Annotated in this window: 17 protein-coding genes; 4 read left to right on the top strand and 13 right to left on the bottom strand. The window is 44.0% G+C overall.

Features of this window, described 5'->3' with window-relative positions:
• Positions 1-49: 49 nt before the first annotated feature.
• The 6 genes from BLT53_RS09485 to BLT53_RS09510 all read right to left on the bottom strand — a co-directional run bounded on the left by BLT53_RS09485 (position 50) and on the right by BLT53_RS09510 (position 3,657).
• Positions 50-445, bottom strand: coding sequence for a hypothetical protein (locus tag BLT53_RS09485; RefSeq protein WP_090234372.1), 396 nt, complete (start codon positions 443-445; stop codon positions 50-52).
• Positions 446-576: 131 nt separating this feature from the next.
• Positions 577-789, bottom strand: coding sequence for a DUF1540 domain-containing protein (locus BLT53_RS09490; RefSeq protein ID WP_090234373.1), 213 nt, complete (start codon positions 787-789; stop codon positions 577-579).
• A gap of 60 nt (positions 790-849) precedes the next feature.
• The gene (locus tag BLT53_RS09495; RefSeq protein WP_090234374.1) at positions 850-1,263 is read right to left on the bottom strand and encodes a Fur family transcriptional regulator; all 414 of its coding nucleotides are present in this window, start codon (positions 1,261-1,263) and stop codon (positions 850-852) included.
• Positions 1,264-1,278: 15 nt separating this feature from the next.
• A complete protein-coding gene (locus BLT53_RS09500) occupies positions 1,279-2,130 on the bottom strand; it encodes a metal ABC transporter permease (protein ID WP_090234375.1) in 852 nt (283 codons plus the stop codon).
• A gap of 15 nt (positions 2,131-2,145) precedes the next feature.
• A complete protein-coding gene (locus BLT53_RS09505) occupies positions 2,146-2,913 on the bottom strand; it encodes a metal ABC transporter ATP-binding protein (RefSeq protein WP_090234376.1) in 768 nt (255 codons plus the stop codon).
• Positions 2,914-2,976: 63 nt separating this feature from the next.
• Positions 2,977-3,657: an HAD family hydrolase gene (locus BLT53_RS09510; RefSeq protein WP_170834293.1), complete on the bottom strand. Its 681-nt coding sequence runs from the start codon at positions 3,655-3,657 to the stop codon at positions 2,977-2,979.
• A 150-nt stretch (positions 3,658-3,807) separates the two neighbouring features.
• Here BLT53_RS09510 and BLT53_RS09515 point away from each other — a divergent pair, with 150 nt between their 5' ends.
• A complete protein-coding gene (locus tag BLT53_RS09515; protein ID WP_090234380.1) occupies positions 3,808-5,091 on the top strand; it encodes an NCS2 family permease in 1,284 nt (427 codons plus the stop codon).
• A gap of 90 nt (positions 5,092-5,181) precedes the next feature.
• Positions 5,182-5,442, top strand: coding sequence for a DUF2624 family protein (locus tag BLT53_RS09520; RefSeq protein WP_090234381.1), 261 nt, complete (start codon positions 5,182-5,184; stop codon positions 5,440-5,442).
• 59 nt (positions 5,443-5,501) lie between these two features.
• Here BLT53_RS09520 and BLT53_RS09525 read toward each other — a convergent pair whose 3' ends face one another.
• Both BLT53_RS09525 and BLT53_RS09530 read right to left on the bottom strand, forming a co-directional pair.
• Positions 5,502-6,395, bottom strand: a complete 894-nt coding sequence (locus BLT53_RS09525) for a deoxyribonuclease IV (RefSeq protein ID WP_090234383.1) — start codon at positions 6,393-6,395, stop codon at positions 5,502-5,504.
• Positions 6,396-6,423: 28 nt separating this feature from the next.
• Positions 6,424-7,710 (bottom strand): DEAD/DEAH box helicase, encoded by a 1,287-nt coding sequence (locus BLT53_RS09530; protein ID WP_090234384.1) that lies wholly within the window; start codon positions 7,708-7,710, stop codon positions 6,424-6,426.
• 177 nt (positions 7,711-7,887) lie between these two features.
• Between BLT53_RS09530 and vrrA the strand changes: the two genes are divergently transcribed.
• Both vrrA and BLT53_RS09540 read left to right on the top strand, forming a co-directional pair.
• Positions 7,888-8,574 (top strand): VrrA/YqfQ family protein, encoded by a 687-nt coding sequence (gene vrrA / locus BLT53_RS09535; protein WP_170834294.1) that lies wholly within the window; start codon positions 7,888-7,890, stop codon positions 8,572-8,574.
• Between the two features lie 124 nt (positions 8,575-8,698).
• Positions 8,699-9,640 (top strand): 4-hydroxy-3-methylbut-2-enyl diphosphate reductase, encoded by a 942-nt coding sequence (locus BLT53_RS09540; protein ID WP_090234387.1) that lies wholly within the window; start codon positions 8,699-8,701, stop codon positions 9,638-9,640.
• A 41-nt stretch (positions 9,641-9,681) separates the two neighbouring features.
• Here BLT53_RS09540 and BLT53_RS09545 read toward each other — a convergent pair whose 3' ends face one another.
• The 5 genes from BLT53_RS09545 to BLT53_RS09565 all read right to left on the bottom strand — a co-directional run bounded on the left by BLT53_RS09545 (position 9,682) and on the right by BLT53_RS09565 (position 14,974).
• The gene (locus tag BLT53_RS09545) at positions 9,682-10,803 is read right to left on the bottom strand and encodes a Nif3-like dinuclear metal center hexameric protein (RefSeq protein WP_090234388.1); all 1,122 of its coding nucleotides are present in this window, start codon (positions 10,801-10,803) and stop codon (positions 9,682-9,684) included.
• The gene (locus tag BLT53_RS09550) at positions 10,800-11,507 is read right to left on the bottom strand and encodes a tRNA (adenine(22)-N(1))-methyltransferase (RefSeq protein WP_090234390.1); all 708 of its coding nucleotides are present in this window, start codon (positions 11,505-11,507) and stop codon (positions 10,800-10,802) included. The genes BLT53_RS09545 and BLT53_RS09550 overlap by 4 nt, the downstream gene beginning before the upstream one ends.
• A 114-nt stretch (positions 11,508-11,621) precedes the next feature.
• On the bottom strand, positions 11,622-11,966 hold the full coding sequence (gene cccA / locus BLT53_RS09555) for a cytochrome c550 (RefSeq protein ID WP_090234392.1): 345 nt from the start codon (positions 11,964-11,966) through the stop codon (positions 11,622-11,624).
• Between the two features lie 221 nt (positions 11,967-12,187).
• On the bottom strand, positions 12,188-13,813 hold the full coding sequence (locus BLT53_RS09560; protein ID WP_090234393.1) for an AMP-binding protein: 1,626 nt from the start codon (positions 13,811-13,813) through the stop codon (positions 12,188-12,190).
• A 21-nt stretch (positions 13,814-13,834) separates the two neighbouring features.
• Positions 13,835-14,974, bottom strand: a complete 1,140-nt coding sequence (locus tag BLT53_RS09565; protein ID WP_090234395.1) for an acyl-CoA dehydrogenase — start codon at positions 14,972-14,974, stop codon at positions 13,835-13,837.
• Positions 14,975-14,991 lie beyond the last annotated feature (17 nt).

Below are 14,991 nucleotides of genomic sequence, written 5' to 3' on the forward strand. Positions count from 1 at the left end.
CCCCTGCCAGCGCGGCAGGGGTTTTTTTTATGTGCTCCACAGGTTGTTTCTAAAAGAAAGGTGCAAACAGCAAACTGATTACGATAGAGGCAATTCCAATTCCGATCGCCCAGTAACCGGAAGTGGCAGCTCCGCGCCTTACAGCAACAAATCCTCCGATAATACCGGCAGCGCCAAAAAGAACGGGAAGAATGAACAATGAAAGGACAGAGAGAATAACCGAAAACATGCCAATGACTCTTCCGGTTTGGCCTTGATCCTCCCTGGTTTCCTGCCCTTTTCGCCTTTCATGAATCTCTGAGTTGTCTTGCGGACGCTCGTATTCCCGCAGTGCTGTACCGCTTGTGATGGGCACAACATCAGCAGCCATTTCCTCTCTGTAATCCGGATCACGGTTAACAGGCTCCTGCCTGTATTCCGATTCAAATTCCTTATTTTCTGCCATACTAATCCCTCTCTTTCTAAATTGGAGCGTTTTTAGTATGTCTTGATCCTGTTGAAATATAGTTGTTAATAATTATGAAATCCATAAAAGGCCCATAATAAAAAGGAGCGCTCGGCGCTCCTTTCTTTTTATTACTGCTTTGGTTTAAACGTATGGCAGCATGTTTCAGCCGATTTATCAGCACTGTCTTTATGCTTTGCGTCTCCAATCAGCTCTCCGCTTGCTTCCATTTTGTAATCCTTATTTGCATGCTTATCAATTTCAACAAGGATGGCATCAGCAACACAGTTGTTGCCTTCTCCCCAATAGGTACAATTTGCGACATTACATTTAACGGTTGGCAAATGACTCTCCTCCTTTTACAGCTAGGATGTGCCATTTGGAGAACCATCATACCCTCCGATTCAATTTATACAAACCTGGCATACACCGTAAATTTCAAACTTATGGCCTGTTACCTGAAAGTCGGATAAATCCGTTGTTACATTTTCCATCGGACAGGCGTTGATCTCTTTTGTCTTTCCACATTTCAGACAGATGAGATGATGATGATGCTCTTTGGTGGGACACGTAAATCGGAACTTCTTTTCTCCTTCGAGTTCAGTCTCTTCTAAGATATCGAGTTCTGAAAAAGTGGAGAGGTTCCTGTATATGGTATCAAAACTGAGCCCCGGATAATTCTCTTTTAAGGCATCCTGAACCTCTTTTGCACTTAGATAGCGTTTTTCATCCGAAAACAATTTCAGCAAATCTCTGCGCTTGTCTGTGTATTTAAAGCCCTTCTTTTTTAATAAATCCATCGCCGTTAATACATCCAATTGTTGCCACCTCCACTATTCACTCAATATCGGTTTTCTGGCTCTCCATTTTTTCCAGGAAAGGGAGAGCAACAATATCAGCACAGAGAGCATGACAATAGTTCCCCCGGGAGCCAGGTTCAAGTAATACGAAGAAATTAAGCCGAGAATGACAGCTGTCTCGCCAAAAATAACTGAGAGAACAAACGTCTGCTTAAAGCCATTGGCAATGCGAAGACTTGCCGCCACAGGCAGTGTCATCAGCGCGGAAACCAGGAGAATCCCGACAATCTTCATGGAGGATGCAATAACCAAGGCTACCATGATAATAAACAAAAACTGTATCCACTTACCTTTAATTCCGGAAACCGCTGCCTGTTCTTCGTCAAAAGAAAGCACAAAAAGTTCCTTGTACAAAAACAGGACAAATGCAAACACGAGCAAAAGGATGAAAAAAACGGTCCAAACATCCGATTTTTTCACGGCCAGCACACTTCCAAAAAGATAATTAAATAAGTCCGTATTAAAACCATTCGCCAATGAAATAAAAATGACGCTAAGTCCAATACCTGCAGACATAATGATAGGAATCGCCAGCTCTTCATAATGCTTGTAAACCTTACGAAGCTGCTCAATTCCAATTGCTCCACCTACTGAAAAAGCCATCCCCATATATAGCGGGTTCAACCCCTGGAAAAAGCCAGAGCTGCGGCCAAGCATCAAATTCGCCGCGATGCCGGCCAGCGTAATGTGTGAGAGTGCATCAGCGATCAGGGACTGTCTTCTGACAACGATAAATACGCCAAGAACCGGGGCCAAAAGACCGATCATGATGCCGGTTAAAAACGCATTTTGTAAAAATTCATAATGAAAAAACGGAAATGACATCCAAACTTCCTCCGGTTAATGATGATGTTCCAGTACATGGACATGATGCCCATACATCTGAGAAAAACCCTCTTTTGAAATTTCTTTAAATTCTTTTGTGTTTCCATGAAAATGCAGCTGTTTATTTAAACAGGCGACATGGGTTACATAGTCGGACATAACACCAACGTCGTGGGTAACGAGCAATAAAGTCAGTCCTTTTTCTTCATTGAGGCTCTTAAGCATCTCATAGAAGTTGGATACAGATGCTGCATCCACTCCTACCGTCGGTTCATCCAGTATAAGCAGCCTGGGATCACTTACCAGGGCTCTTGCAATAAATACTCTCTGCTGTTGTCCGCCTGAAAGTTCACCGATGTTCCGGTGAATAAAGTTAGTCATTCCAACCGTTTCGATGGCCTCCAATATTTTTTGTTTATGTTTTTTCGTTAAAAAACGGAAAAGCCCGACCTTACCGAACAACCCCATCGACACCACTTCATAGACGGTTGCAGGAAAAGCCGTGTTAAAACTGTTTGCTTTTTGGGAGACATATCCAACTTCTCCCCAATTTTTAAATCGGCTGAGAGGAATACCAAAAAAGGATACCTTTCCAGATTGAGGCTTCAGCAATCCCAGAATGCATTTAATCAGTGTGGATTTTCCGGAGCCATTTGGGCCGACAATCCCCATAAATGCGCCATTTGGTATTTCAAAATTTATACGATCAAGAACATACCTGTCTCCATAATGAAAAGATATATTCTCAATTTTCACGGCAGCCGTATTATCGTGTTTTGACATAAGCGCCTCCATGCAATAGTAACGATTACGATTTATATTCCTGTAAAGTATACAAGAAACCCTTTATTTTGTAAAATCCCTCGCCTGCACGCCAACTTTGCGTAATAAGTATTCATTAAGTTGCTGATGATGCTTCAAAATGTTATTCGCCAAATTCAGTTTCTCTTCAGGCAATGTAGTTAAAAGAGCCAGAACGAATGCTCCTGAGGACACAGCTGCCTGGATGCCAAGTGGTGCATTTTCAACAACGATCCATTCATTTGGATGGTATGAAAATTGCGCAAAGACCTTTTCGTAAGGCTCAGGTGAAGGCTTACCCTTTTCAACATCATCACCTGTAATCACCGCATTAAATCTTATACCCATCTCCTCAAGCTTTTCCAGTACCTCATTCACAAATTCCTTCCTGCTGCCCGTTGCCAAACCAATGGGAATTCCGGATTGTGATAAACCTTTAAGCGCTTCTATGGTGTGCTGATAAAACCCATACTTGGAATGCTTCACAAAGTGAGCCCGCTTATTGCGGTAGATGGCTTCCTGCTGTTCCAAAGCAAGCTGAAGTCCGTGAATACGGTTCACATGAAGAATGGTCTGCATCCCTGGCATACCTTCGAGCTCGTAAAAATCAGCCGCTTCGATCACGTGCCCCTGTTCTCGGAACGCGTGGTGCCAAGCTTTGGCGTGATCGTCCATCGTATTTACCAGTACTCCATCCATATCAAAACAAACTGCCTTATGGTTCATATGTATCATCCTTTTTAGCTCAACGCTAATCCCATTGATCAAAAGAAGAAGTAGTCAAATGGTTAGCATTGCGTTATAATTTTAAATTGGCAGCCTGCGATTACAGGATGCCGGGTGGGCGAGGGATAAGTAAATAAAGAAGGGAAACACTTGAAGTTATCAAGATTTTTTGAAGTAGAAAAGCACCACAGTACAGTGAAACGGGAAATATTGGCGGGGGTTACATCGTTTTTTACGGTCGCCTACATCATCATCGTCAACCCGCTGATTTTGGCGGATGCCGGAATGCCCTATTACGGTGTACTGCTGGCTACCATTCTGACATCAGTTGCCGGATGTTTCTTTATGGGGTTTTACGCCAATGCCCCTATCATATTGACTCCGGGTATGGGCGTCAACGCTTTCTTTACCTATACGATTATACAGGGTATGGGGCTGTCCTGGAGAGAAGCGCTCGCTGCTGTTATTCTCTCAGGTATTTTATTTCTTATCATCGCATCAACAAAGCTTAAAGATGTCCTTTCAGAAAGCATCCCAGCTTCCTTAAAGCATAGCATAACCGTAGGAATTGGATTGTTCCTGGCATTTATCGGCCTTCAAAAAGGCGGTATTATTGAAGCGAGCACAACCACATTTGTGAAACTTGGCCATTTAAGCCATCCCACAACCTTGCTGACAATCATTGGGCTTATTATTACTCTGTTTCTTTTTTCAAGAAACATAAAAGGAAGCTTTCTTATCGGAATTGCGGTGACCTGTCTGATTGGCTATGTGACAGGATGGGCACATGCGGCGGAAGATTCACATACCAAATTGGAACTTGCTCCATTTATGCAGCTTTTCTTCGGGGCCGATTTTAAGGGAGTGTGGAGCCTTCCTTTTTGGATCGCTACATTTTCCTTAACCATGATTGTAACGTTTGAAAACATGGGACTCTTGCACGGCCTCCTTCCGGACCAAAAAAAGTTTCCAAAAGCGTTTCAGGCCAATGCGGTCACATCTCTTATTTCCGGAGTTTTCGGGACAAGTCCTACCATTTCTACTGTAGAGAGTGCAGCCGGTATATCAGAAGGCGGTCGAACCGGGTTGACAAGTGTGGTGACTGGAATCCTGTTCCTTGCCTCCATTGCCGTTACACCATTTTTAAGTCTGATTCCGGATGGGGCAATTGCTCCTGTTCTGATCATTATTGGAGGATTGATGGTTCAAAACATACAGCAGATTCCTCTGTCTGATTTCACAGAAGGTTTTCCTGCATTTTTGATCATTGCGCTCATTCCGCTCACATACAGTATTGTGGACGGGCTGGCATTTGGCTTCATCGCATACCCCATCTTAAAAATGGCTGTTGGGCAACGAAAGCAGATTCCTGCTCCGATGTACATCATCGCTTTATTATTTTTAATTAACTTTGTCTTTCATTCTTTCATATAAATGTTGCACTCAAAAAGCCGTATTAAACGGCTTTTTTCTGTTCACTTTTTTTCCGCTCCTTCATAGGATAGGGTGACAGGAGGGGATATCATGAATCCGATCATGGTTCATATGATCAACAACAAGTTGAATCAGCTTACTGCTCAAGAGCTCGTCAGTCTGGCAGCACAGCACCAGTTTCCGGTTTCTATGCAGGAAGCCACTCAGGTGGTAAACATTTTAAGAAGATATAACATAAACATAATGAATGCTGCACAACGGGAAGAAATCATTCAAGCCATAGCTCAAGAAGTCAATCGCGAAAAAGCAGCAACCATCCAATACTTAATCAACAATTATTTAAACAGATAAAAAAAAGACGGACATGAACTGCACGCACTTAGTGCAGTTCACCTTCCGCCTCTTTTTAGTTATACCATTAGTAGCTGCTCCTGGAGAGTAGGAACAAATTCTTTATTCTTCAACATCTGGATCTCCAATTGATAAGGAGGCTTTTTGTTGTTCTTATCCGTTCCCACATAAGGAGTTTCTAAAATTTTTGGAATATCATCGAGCTGCGGGTGATGAACGATGTAATTCAACGCATCAAATCCGATTTTCCCAAACCCAATGTTTTCGTGACGGTCTTTGCTCGCTCCGCATTCGTTTTTGCTGTCATTGATATGAAGGACTTTCAGGCGGTCAAGCCCGATCATTTTATCAAATGAATTTAGCACGCCATCAAAGTCATTGATAATGTCATAGCCGGAATCATGCGTATGGCACGTATCAAAACAGATGGAAAGCTTGTCATTTAGATGTACCCCTTCTATAATGGCTGCAAGCTCTTCAAAGGTACGTCCGCACTCTGAGCCTTTTCCGGCCATGGTTTCAAGCGCAATCTGCACGGTTTGATCCTGGGTAAGTACTTCATTTAATCCTTCAATGATCTTTTTGATCCCCTCTTCTGTTCCGGCACCCACATGCGCACCCGGGTGAAGGACAATCTGCTTTCCGCCGATTGCTGCGGTCCGTTCAATTTCAGAACGCAGAAAGTCTACTCCCAATTGGAACGTTTCGGGCTTCAATGAGTTTCCGATATTTATAATATATGGAGCATGCACCACGAGTTCCGTCATGCCGTTTTCTTGCATATGCTTGATCCCGGCCTCAATGTTAAGGTCTTCAATCTTTTTTCTGCGCGTATTTTGGGGAGCGCCGGTATATACCATAAAAGTGTTTGCTCCGTAGGAAGCAGCTTCCTCACTCGCGCCAAGCAGCATTTTTTTGCCGCTCATAGATACATGTGATCCTAGTTTTAGCATGGCTTGTTCTCCTTCTCTAACCGGTTTGTTACTTTTTATTGCGGTTTTGCCTTTTTTCCATTCTTCTCTTTTCTTCCGCCATCTTTTTCTTGTAGCCTGGTTTTACTTTTTTCGGTTTTGGAACGCTGACACCAGACTTCCCTTTTGGAACGGCTGCTCTTCTTATCCGAACTGGAACCTCGATCCATTCCCCATTTTTAAGTTCTTCCTGAACAAAGTGGATGTTTCGGCTTTGCAATTTTTGAATCGCCAGTTGGTCAGATGGTTCATAAATTGTAGCTGCAATACCAGACATGCCCGCACGTCCCGTTCTGCCTGTACGATGAATATAATAATCCAAATCGGACGGCAGTTCAAAATTAATGATGTGGCTTATGCCTTTAATATCGATACCGCGCGCAGCCAGATCTGTCGCAACTACATATTGAAACTCGGCTTTTTGTACGCGCTTCATAATGTTTTTTCGCTCACGCGGAGGCACATCCCCATGAATGCGTTCAACGTTCATTCCTTCTGCAAGCATAGCATCCGCGACCTCGTCCGCAGTTTTTTTCGTATTGACGAAAATTAAGCAAAGATATGGATTATAGGCCTTTGCCACCTCAATCAATGTTTTCTTCTTATCCCTGTGCTTTAACGGGATTAACACGTGCTTGATTTCTTTGGCTGTTGCCTGTTCAGGGCTGACATGAACATGCCGGGGATTATTCATGTACTTTCTGAGGAAAGGCTGCAGCTTTTCAGGTATCGTTGCCGAAAACACCAGCATTTGAATTTCATTTGCCATGCGTGAGGCCACCTGGTCCACATCCTCAATGAATCCCATATCCAGCATCTGGTCCGCTTCATCAACAATAAGTGTGGTCGCCGAAAAAATACTGATTCCTTCATTGTTAACCAGATCCTTTATGCGGCCCGGTGTTCCTATGATAAGATGGGGTGCATTCTTCAAACGGTCTGCCATTCGTTTTCGATCTGTTCCACCGACAACGGTTTTGGCCCGCACATGCTGATCTTCGGGAAAATAAGGAGCCAGTTTTTCGTACTCATCAAAAATCTGTTGTGCCAATTCTCTTGTTGGTGCAGTAATCACAGCCTGAATTTCATTTCTCGCTGGATCGATCTTGCTCAGAACTGGAAGCAAAAAAGCAAGAGTTTTTCCTGATCCGGTTTGTGACTGGCCGATAATATCGTGGCCGTTCAATATTCCTGGAACAACCCGCTCCTGAATATCGGTTGGTTTTTTAAATCCTTGCTCGGTCATTGCGTTTAATAAAAAAGGTTTTATATTTAAACGGTCAAACGCTGTTTTCATTTTTATCACCTGACTTTTTACATTTGTAGGGTCTACTTTTAGTATTATAGAGGAAGTCTTTGAATTTAGCTATGTAGAATAGGAAATCTGCCTAATAGCATGACATCCGCACACCTCCTGGCCTTCCATTTCATATCTTTAAGGGAAGGGTATTTTTTTGAAGGGAGGGTCAAAACCATGTATCCATTTCCCCCTAAAGGTCCTCAGGGCGGACGTACGCCTCATGCCAATGTAACGCCCGGACAACGATTCGCTCCTACAGGCGGCATGCGGTCCCTGCCCGGCCTGGGCGGTGCGGCAAGATCACCATTGAACATGCTGACCATGGTGGAAAACGTACAAAAAATGCTGCAAGTTGCTGAAACAATGGGCCCGATGGTTAAACAATACGGACCAATGGTTAAAAATCTGCCAGACATGATGAAATCGCTGAAGGAATTCAGGGATAATACCAATAAAGCCTTTAAAGAAAAAAAGGAAGCAAGAGAAGAAGCCAAAGCTCAAAAAGAAACCATGATCCAGGTTCAGGCAGAAACACCATCCAAAAAGAAACCAAAGCCTGCTGCTCCAACCAAAAAGACACCAAAAGTCCAGCAAAAGCCCCAGTCCAAGTCACCTGTTAAAATCGAAGTAAACAGTGAATGGCTGGATGAAAGCAGTTTTCCTTATGATTTGCCTGTAAATGGGGAGAGCTCAAGCTTTCCATATGATATTCCCGAAGGAACACCTGAAGATGCAAAAATTATGATCGGTCCTGCTGCTGCCCCAGCTGCTCCAAAGGTAAAGAACATCCAAGCACCGCCAAAAGCTCCGAAAAAAGGACCGGTCAAAAAGCTGCAGCCTGCACCCAAGCTGTTTATCTAGCGGGGCAGGGTCCCTTCATTGTTTTCTGATACACTCTCCTTTATAATGGTATAAGGTATTCAGAACCGTCTTCGTGACGCATTCTGCATATCCTACTTTTACGTTGTATAAGGGAGAGATGTACATGAAGGTAGTAAGAATATCTCCTCGAGGTTATTGCTATGGTGTTGTTGATGCCATGGTATTAGCAAGACAGGCGGCTAAAGACCCATCATTGCCCCGTCCTATCTATATTCTGGGCATGATTGTTCATAATAAACATGTAACCGATGCTTTTGAAGAAGAGGGAATTATTACATTGGACGGCAAAAGCCGTCTGGATATTATCCGAAACATTGAATCCGGTACAGTGATTTACACCGCCCATGGTGTATCACCTGAAGTGCGGCGCCTTGCCCATGAAAAAGGGCTGATGGAAATAGACGCCACGTGCCCCGATGTAACCAAGACCCACGATTTGATCCGTGAAAAGGAACAAGACGGGTATGAAGTGATTTACATTGGAAAAAAAGGTCACCCTGAACCCGAAGGAGCCATTGGTATTGCTCCCCATGCGGTTCACCTGATCGAGAATGTGCAGGATATTCAAAACTTGCAAATTGATAACAAAAAAATCCTGATCACTAACCAAACAACTATGAGCCAGTGGGATGTAGCCGAGATTATCAAACAGCTTCTAGTAAAATATCCTGAAGCCGAGGTCCACAAAGAAATTTGCCTGGCTACTCAAGTTCGTCAGGAAGCAGTTGCCGAACAGGCTAAGGAATGTGATCTCGTTCTTGTGGTTGGAGACCCAAAAAGCAACAACTCCAACCGCCTTGCTCAGGTGTCGCAGGAAATCGCAGGAACACAGGCTTACCGGATCGCAGATGTGACTGAAATTGAGCTGGATTGGCTAAAAGGTGTGAAGACACTCGGTGTTACTTCAGGAGCCTCTACCCCAACCCCGATTACCAAGGAAGTCATCTCTTTTCTCGAACAGTACGACGAGATGGATCCTTCAACATGGGAAAAAGAACGAAAAGTAAGTTTGGCCAAAATATTGCCAAAAGTAAAAGCAAAATAAAAAAAGTCTGGTTCAAGAAAATTGAACCAGACTTTTTTTGTTTAGAAAAAGAGAAACGGATCGGTATGTACCTCGGAAGATACGACTTCGGTTACGTATCCCTTTTTTGCCAAACTTGCCGTAAGATACTCCCGGAGCCCTTTTTTCATGATTTTCTCCACATTATGTCCGGGATCCACAATCGAAAGGCCCGCCGCCTGGGCATCATGTGCATTGTGATAGTACATATCACCGGTTACAAGAACATCTGCACCTTTCATAACCGCAGAAGAAATGAATTTATTTCCGTCCCCTCCAACCACTGCAACCTTTTGTACCTTTTTATTGTTTCCTTTCACCGCTCGCAACGAGGGAACATCCAGCGTTTTTTTCACATGGGCAATAAAGGCTTCAAACTCCATCGGTTCTTTCAGCATTCCGATTTTTCCAATTCCCAGAGCTTCTCCTTCGTTTTTTAGTTCATATAAATCGTAAGCCACTTCTTCATAAGGATGAGCCTGAACCATGGCCGCCAGCACCTGGTTCATTCTTGCTTCCGATACAACGGTTTCGATTTTAAGCTCGCTGACCGCCTCTAACTGGCCTTTTGTTCCAATGAAAGGATCAGTCCCTTCGAGCGGTTTAAATGTGCCTTTGCCTGATGTGTTAAAGGTACAATGGCTGTAATTTCCAATGTGTCCTGCTCCTGCGGCAGCCATCGCCTCTCTCACTTTAGTGCTATGCTGTTCAGGAACATAAACGGCCAGTTTGTACAGCCGCTTCCTAACAGTGGTTTTAAGCACTTCTGTGTTTTGAAGCTCCATCGCATTTGCCAGCCAGTCATTCACTCCACCTTTAGCAACATCAAGGTTGGTATGGGCTGCGTAAACCGCGATATCATGCTTAATCAGCTTTTCAATCAACCTTCCCTGTGAAGTGGATAGATCAACTTTTTTTAAGGGACGGTAAATCATGGGATGGTGAGCAACGATGAGCTGCACTCCTGATTCAATAGCTTCATCTACCACTTCCTCCAATACATCCAGGGCAATCATTACCTTTTTTACCGGTTGATTAAGGTTTCCTACCTGCAAACCAATCGGATCCCCTTCTTCTGCTAATTGTTTAGGTGCGAGCACATGCAGATCTGAAATAATCGTTTGTCCGTTTGCAAATTTACTCATAGATTTAGCTCCTCCTTCACCGAATCAATACGCTTTTGCAAACTTGCTTTTCTTTCGGTCAAATCCGGGGATTCACTTAGTTCCATCTGCTGCAGAATCTTTTCCCACTGATGAAGTTCGCCTTTCCACTTTTCAACAAATGCCTTATTTTTCTCTTTCATGAGAAACGGACCTAGAAGCAATTCCAGCTCTTCTTTTTCGCTATAAGGCTGCTCCATTTTGTCCGAATCGGCCACAAGAACTTCGTATATTTTACCGTCCTCTTTAATTATTTCTTCATGGACAAGGACCCAGTTTTCTTTTATCAACCATTTTCTTACAGCATCTGAACCAACATTGGGTTGCAGCACGAGTCTTTTTACCCCTTCAAGCTTCGTTTTTCCCTTTTCCAGAATACTCGATATTAATTGTCCGCCCATCCCGCAAATGGTGATCACATCTGCCTCGTTTTGAGAGAGTATGTCCAGGCCATCTCCCTTGCGCACTGATATTTTGTTTTGAAGGTTGGCCGCCTGAACTTCGCGGAGAGCGGATTGGTATGGACCTTCATTGACTTCACCGGCAATCGCATAGACCACCTGGTGTTCAAGGATCAAATAACACGGAAGATAGGCATGGTCAGATCCGATATCCGCCATCACTGCCTCCCTGTGTACATAGGCTGCCACCGTTCTCAGCCTGAGGGAAAGGTTATCTCTTTTCATTAATTCCACCTGCTTTTATTTTCATAGTTCTTATTATGAACAAGTCGTGCTAAAAAAACAAAAAGCCGGCTCTGCACAACACATCAACTGTGTCGTCCGGAGTCAGCTTTTCTGTTACTTTTTCTTTGAAAGCCAGTCAGCGATAATTTGTTGCTCTTCACCTTTTACAACACCCGCCGGCATTCCGCCTGATTTACCATTTTTAAGAATGTCGGTAATCTGCTCTTTTGAATACTTGCCCCCAACCTTTTGAAGGTTCGGTCCAACCGCGCCTTCAAGGTTTTGTCCATGGCAGGAAGCACAGTTTTGTTTGAAAATCGCTGCCGGATCCAGTGCTGCCTGTTCTTTTTCTTTTTTCGCTTGTTCCTGATTATGTATTCCCCAAAACGACATGCCAATAACGAGAATAATACCAATCACTGCAGTGAATATAAAAGGAATAAGCGGATTTCGTTTCATGATTTTTCCTCCTTCGTCTGTTATACAATTGATGTACATTCTGCCTGCTTATGTAAGTGCTAACAATCCATATCCTATTTTACTTGAAAATAGAGTTGAAGGAAAGAAAAAGTTAAACTTTTGCTAGTTTTGTCAATCTTACACAAGTATCGGTACAACGCTTTACTTTGAGCCCGCCTCTTCGATCTGATGAGAAAAAACCGTCCGCTGGGCGGACGATTTTACCTTACCAGGTCTTCTTTTACGTTCATCAGTCGTTGTGCCTCTTCACGAAGTTTATACTTTTGAATTTTGCCGGAGGCCGTCATGGGATAATCTTTCATAATGAAAATATGCTCCGGGATCTTAAACTTTGATATTTTCCCATGACAATAATCCACCAATTCTTCCTTGGTCAGCTGCTGCCCTTCCTTCAACTGGACACAGGCCGCTACTTTTTCACCATACTTCTTATCGGGTATCCCAATCACCTGAACATCAAGAATCGATGGATGGGAATATAAGAATTCTTCCACTTCACGAGGATAAATATTTTCTCCGCCGCGTATGATCATATCCTTTAAACGGCCTGTGATTGCCACATAGCCATCATTGTCCATAACAGCCAGGTCGCCTGTATGCAGCCAGCCTTCAGAGTCAATGGCATTGGCTGTGGCTTCAGGCATCTTATAATAACCTTTCATCACATGATAACCTCTGGTACAAAGCTCTCCCTGCATTCCAGCTTTCAATAAATTTCCTGTAACTGGGTCGATCACCTTTACTTCAACCCCAGAATGCGGCTTTCCTACAGTCTCCACCCGTTTTTCAATGGGATCATCAGGAACCGTCTGTGTAAACACCGGAGAGGTTTCCGTCTGGCCATAGGCAATGGTGATTTCTGACATACCCATTTTGTTGATAACACTTTTCATCACTTCAATTGGACAGGTAGACCCCGCCATCACACCCGTTCGCAGCGACCTAAGATCATAGCGTTCAAAGTCGTCGTGGTTTAGCTCAGCAATAAACATGGTTGGAACGCCATGAAGAGCCGTGCATTTTTCTTTTTCAACGGTTTCCAGCACTTCTTTCGGGTTGAACTGGACGACAGGCACCATGGTGGCGCCTGCCGAAACGGCTGTAAGCGTTCCTATGACACATCCAAAACAATGAAAAAATGGAACCGGGATGCAAAGGCGGTCCTCACTGGAGAGTTTCATTGCTGCAGCCAGCCGGTGAGCATTGCCCATTATATTGTTATGCGTCAACATGACGCCTTTGGGAAAACCAGTTGTCCCTGACGTATATTGCATGTTGATGACATCATCCGGGTGCAGGCTTTGCTCTCTTTGGGCAAGATCATCATCCGAAACGGCTTCGCCAGCGTTCAGCATTTCTTCCCAGGACAACATGTTGTCCTGTGCTTCATTCCCCATAAATATCAGCTTTTCAAGATATGGGAATTGTTCTTTTTTCACCTGAATGCTTTGTGCCATTTGCACATAGGATGTATCTTTAAATCCTTCGATTAAAAAAAGAGCTTTGGCATCCGACTGTTTTAGAAGATATTCAAGCTCGTTTTGCTGATAACTTGTATTTACCGTTACAAGGACAGCACCAGCTCGTGCAGACCCAAATTGAAGCAAAATCCACTCCGGAACATTGGTCGCCCAGACTGCAATATGGTCCCCTTTCCTGACCCCGAGGGCCATTAAGCCTTTTGCCACTTTTTCGGTTAACTCATAAAACTCCTGATATGAATAACGAATTCCAAGCGTGCTGTAAACAACGGCTTCATGTGACGCCAGAGCGTGTGCCTGCCCTTGAAGGTATTTGCCAATTGTCAAAGAACCATTCACAGCCATAGTCCACCCCTTATACTGGATTTAACAGCCAATTTCTCTTGCGATAACCATACGTTGGATCTCCGATGTGCCCTCACCGATTTCTGTTAGCTTGGCATCCCTGAAATATCGTTCTACGTGATAGTCTCTCATATAGCCGTAGCCGCCATGGATCTGTACGGCCTCGGAGCAGATTTGCATGCAGATTTCGGAAGCATAGAGTTTCGCCATCGCCGCTTCTTTTGAAAACTTCTTACCCTGGTCTTTCAGCCATCCTGCCTTATAGACCATGTTTCGTGCCAATTCAATCTTCATGGCCATATCCGCAAGTTTGAACTGAATCGCTTGAAATTTGGAAAGAGAGGAACCGAATTGCTTCCTTTCCTTGGAGTACGCAAGAGCTTTGTCGTAGGCTGCCTGGGCAATGCCTACAGCCATCGCTCCGATGCCGATCCTTCCCCCGTCCAGGGTTATCAAGAATTGCTTAAAGCCATCCCCACGTTTTCCAAGCAGATTTTCCTCCGGCACTTTGACACCGTCGAGTATCAATTCAGTTGTATTGGAAGAATGAAGCCCCATTTTTTCATAGTTATCAATAACCTTAAAACCTTCCACATCCGTTGGAACGATAATAGCGCTGATTTCTTTCTTTCCGTCACTCTTTCCTGTAACCGCCGTGAGCGCGAGGTGCTTAGCATAACTCGCGTTTGTGATATAGCACTTGCTTCCATTGATGACCCATTGACCATCCTGCTCGGTCGCTGTTGTCTGTGTGCCTCCAGCATCTGAGCCAGCGTTCGGTTCGGTTAGTCCAAAAGCACCCATCGATTCACCTGTACAGATGGGCACAAGGTATTTGTGTTTCTGTTCTTCCGTTCCAAACAAATAAAGAGGAGCGCCTCCCAGGGATACATGTGCAGAATAGGTAATGCCTGCAGAACCACAGGCTCTGCTGAGCTCTTCTACGGCGATAGCAAACGATATGGTATCTGCTCCTCCCCCTCCGTATTCTTCCGGAAATGGAAGACCCATGATTCCAAGCTTCGCAAGCTTTTGAAAAATTTCCAGAGGAAACCTTTTTTCTTTGTCGCGTTGTTCGGCACCCGGCGCCACCTCTTCATCCGCAAATTCCTTCATCATTTTTTGAATCATTGCCTGTTCATCTGTTAATGCATAATTCATGGCAGACCCACCTTTTG

The sequence above is a fragment of the Fictibacillus solisalsi genome (genome assembly GCF_900103485.1).
Classification (GTDB): Bacteria; Bacillota; Bacilli; order Bacillales; family Fictibacillaceae; genus Fictibacillus_C; species Fictibacillus_C solisalsi.

Excerpts from the sequence above, each read along its gene's own strand:
- BLT53_RS09485 (WP_090234372.1), bottom strand. The coding sequence starts at position 445 with ATGGCAGAAAATAAGGAATTTGAATCGGAATACAGGCAGGAGCCTGTT.
- BLT53_RS09500 (WP_090234375.1), bottom strand. The coding sequence starts at position 2,130 with ATGTCATTTCCGTTTTTTCATTATGAATTTTTACAAAATGCGTTTTTA.
- BLT53_RS09505 (WP_090234376.1), bottom strand. The coding sequence starts at position 2,913 with ATGTCAAAACACGATAATACGGCTGCCGTGAAAATTGAGAATATATCT.
- BLT53_RS09510 (WP_170834293.1), bottom strand. The coding sequence starts at position 3,657 with ATGAACCATAAGGCAGTTTGTTTTGATATGGATGGAGTACTGGTAAAT.
- BLT53_RS09520 (WP_090234381.1), top strand. The coding sequence starts at position 5,182 with ATGAATCCGATCATGGTTCATATGATCAACAACAAGTTGAATCAGCTT.
- BLT53_RS09525 (WP_090234383.1), bottom strand. The coding sequence starts at position 6,395 with ATGCTAAAACTAGGATCACATGTATCTATGAGCGGCAAAAAAATGCTG.
- BLT53_RS09530 (WP_090234384.1), bottom strand. The coding sequence starts at position 7,710 with ATGAAAACAGCGTTTGACCGTTTAAATATAAAACCTTTTTTATTAAAC.
- vrrA (WP_170834294.1), top strand. The coding sequence starts at position 7,888 with ATGTATCCATTTCCCCCTAAAGGTCCTCAGGGCGGACGTACGCCTCAT.
- BLT53_RS09540 (WP_090234387.1), top strand. The coding sequence starts at position 8,699 with ATGAAGGTAGTAAGAATATCTCCTCGAGGTTATTGCTATGGTGTTGTT.
- BLT53_RS09545 (WP_090234388.1), bottom strand. The coding sequence starts at position 10,803 with ATGAGTAAATTTGCAAACGGACAAACGATTATTTCAGATCTGCATGTG.
- BLT53_RS09550 (WP_090234390.1), bottom strand. The coding sequence starts at position 11,507 with ATGAAAAGAGATAACCTTTCCCTCAGGCTGAGAACGGTGGCAGCCTAT.
- cccA (WP_090234392.1), bottom strand. The coding sequence starts at position 11,966 with ATGAAACGAAATCCGCTTATTCCTTTTATATTCACTGCAGTGATTGGT.
- BLT53_RS09560 (WP_090234393.1), bottom strand. The coding sequence starts at position 13,813 with ATGGCTGTGAATGGTTCTTTGACAATTGGCAAATACCTTCAAGGGCAG.
- BLT53_RS09565 (WP_090234395.1), bottom strand. The coding sequence starts at position 14,974 with ATGAATTATGCATTAACAGATGAACAGGCAATGATTCAAAAAATGATG.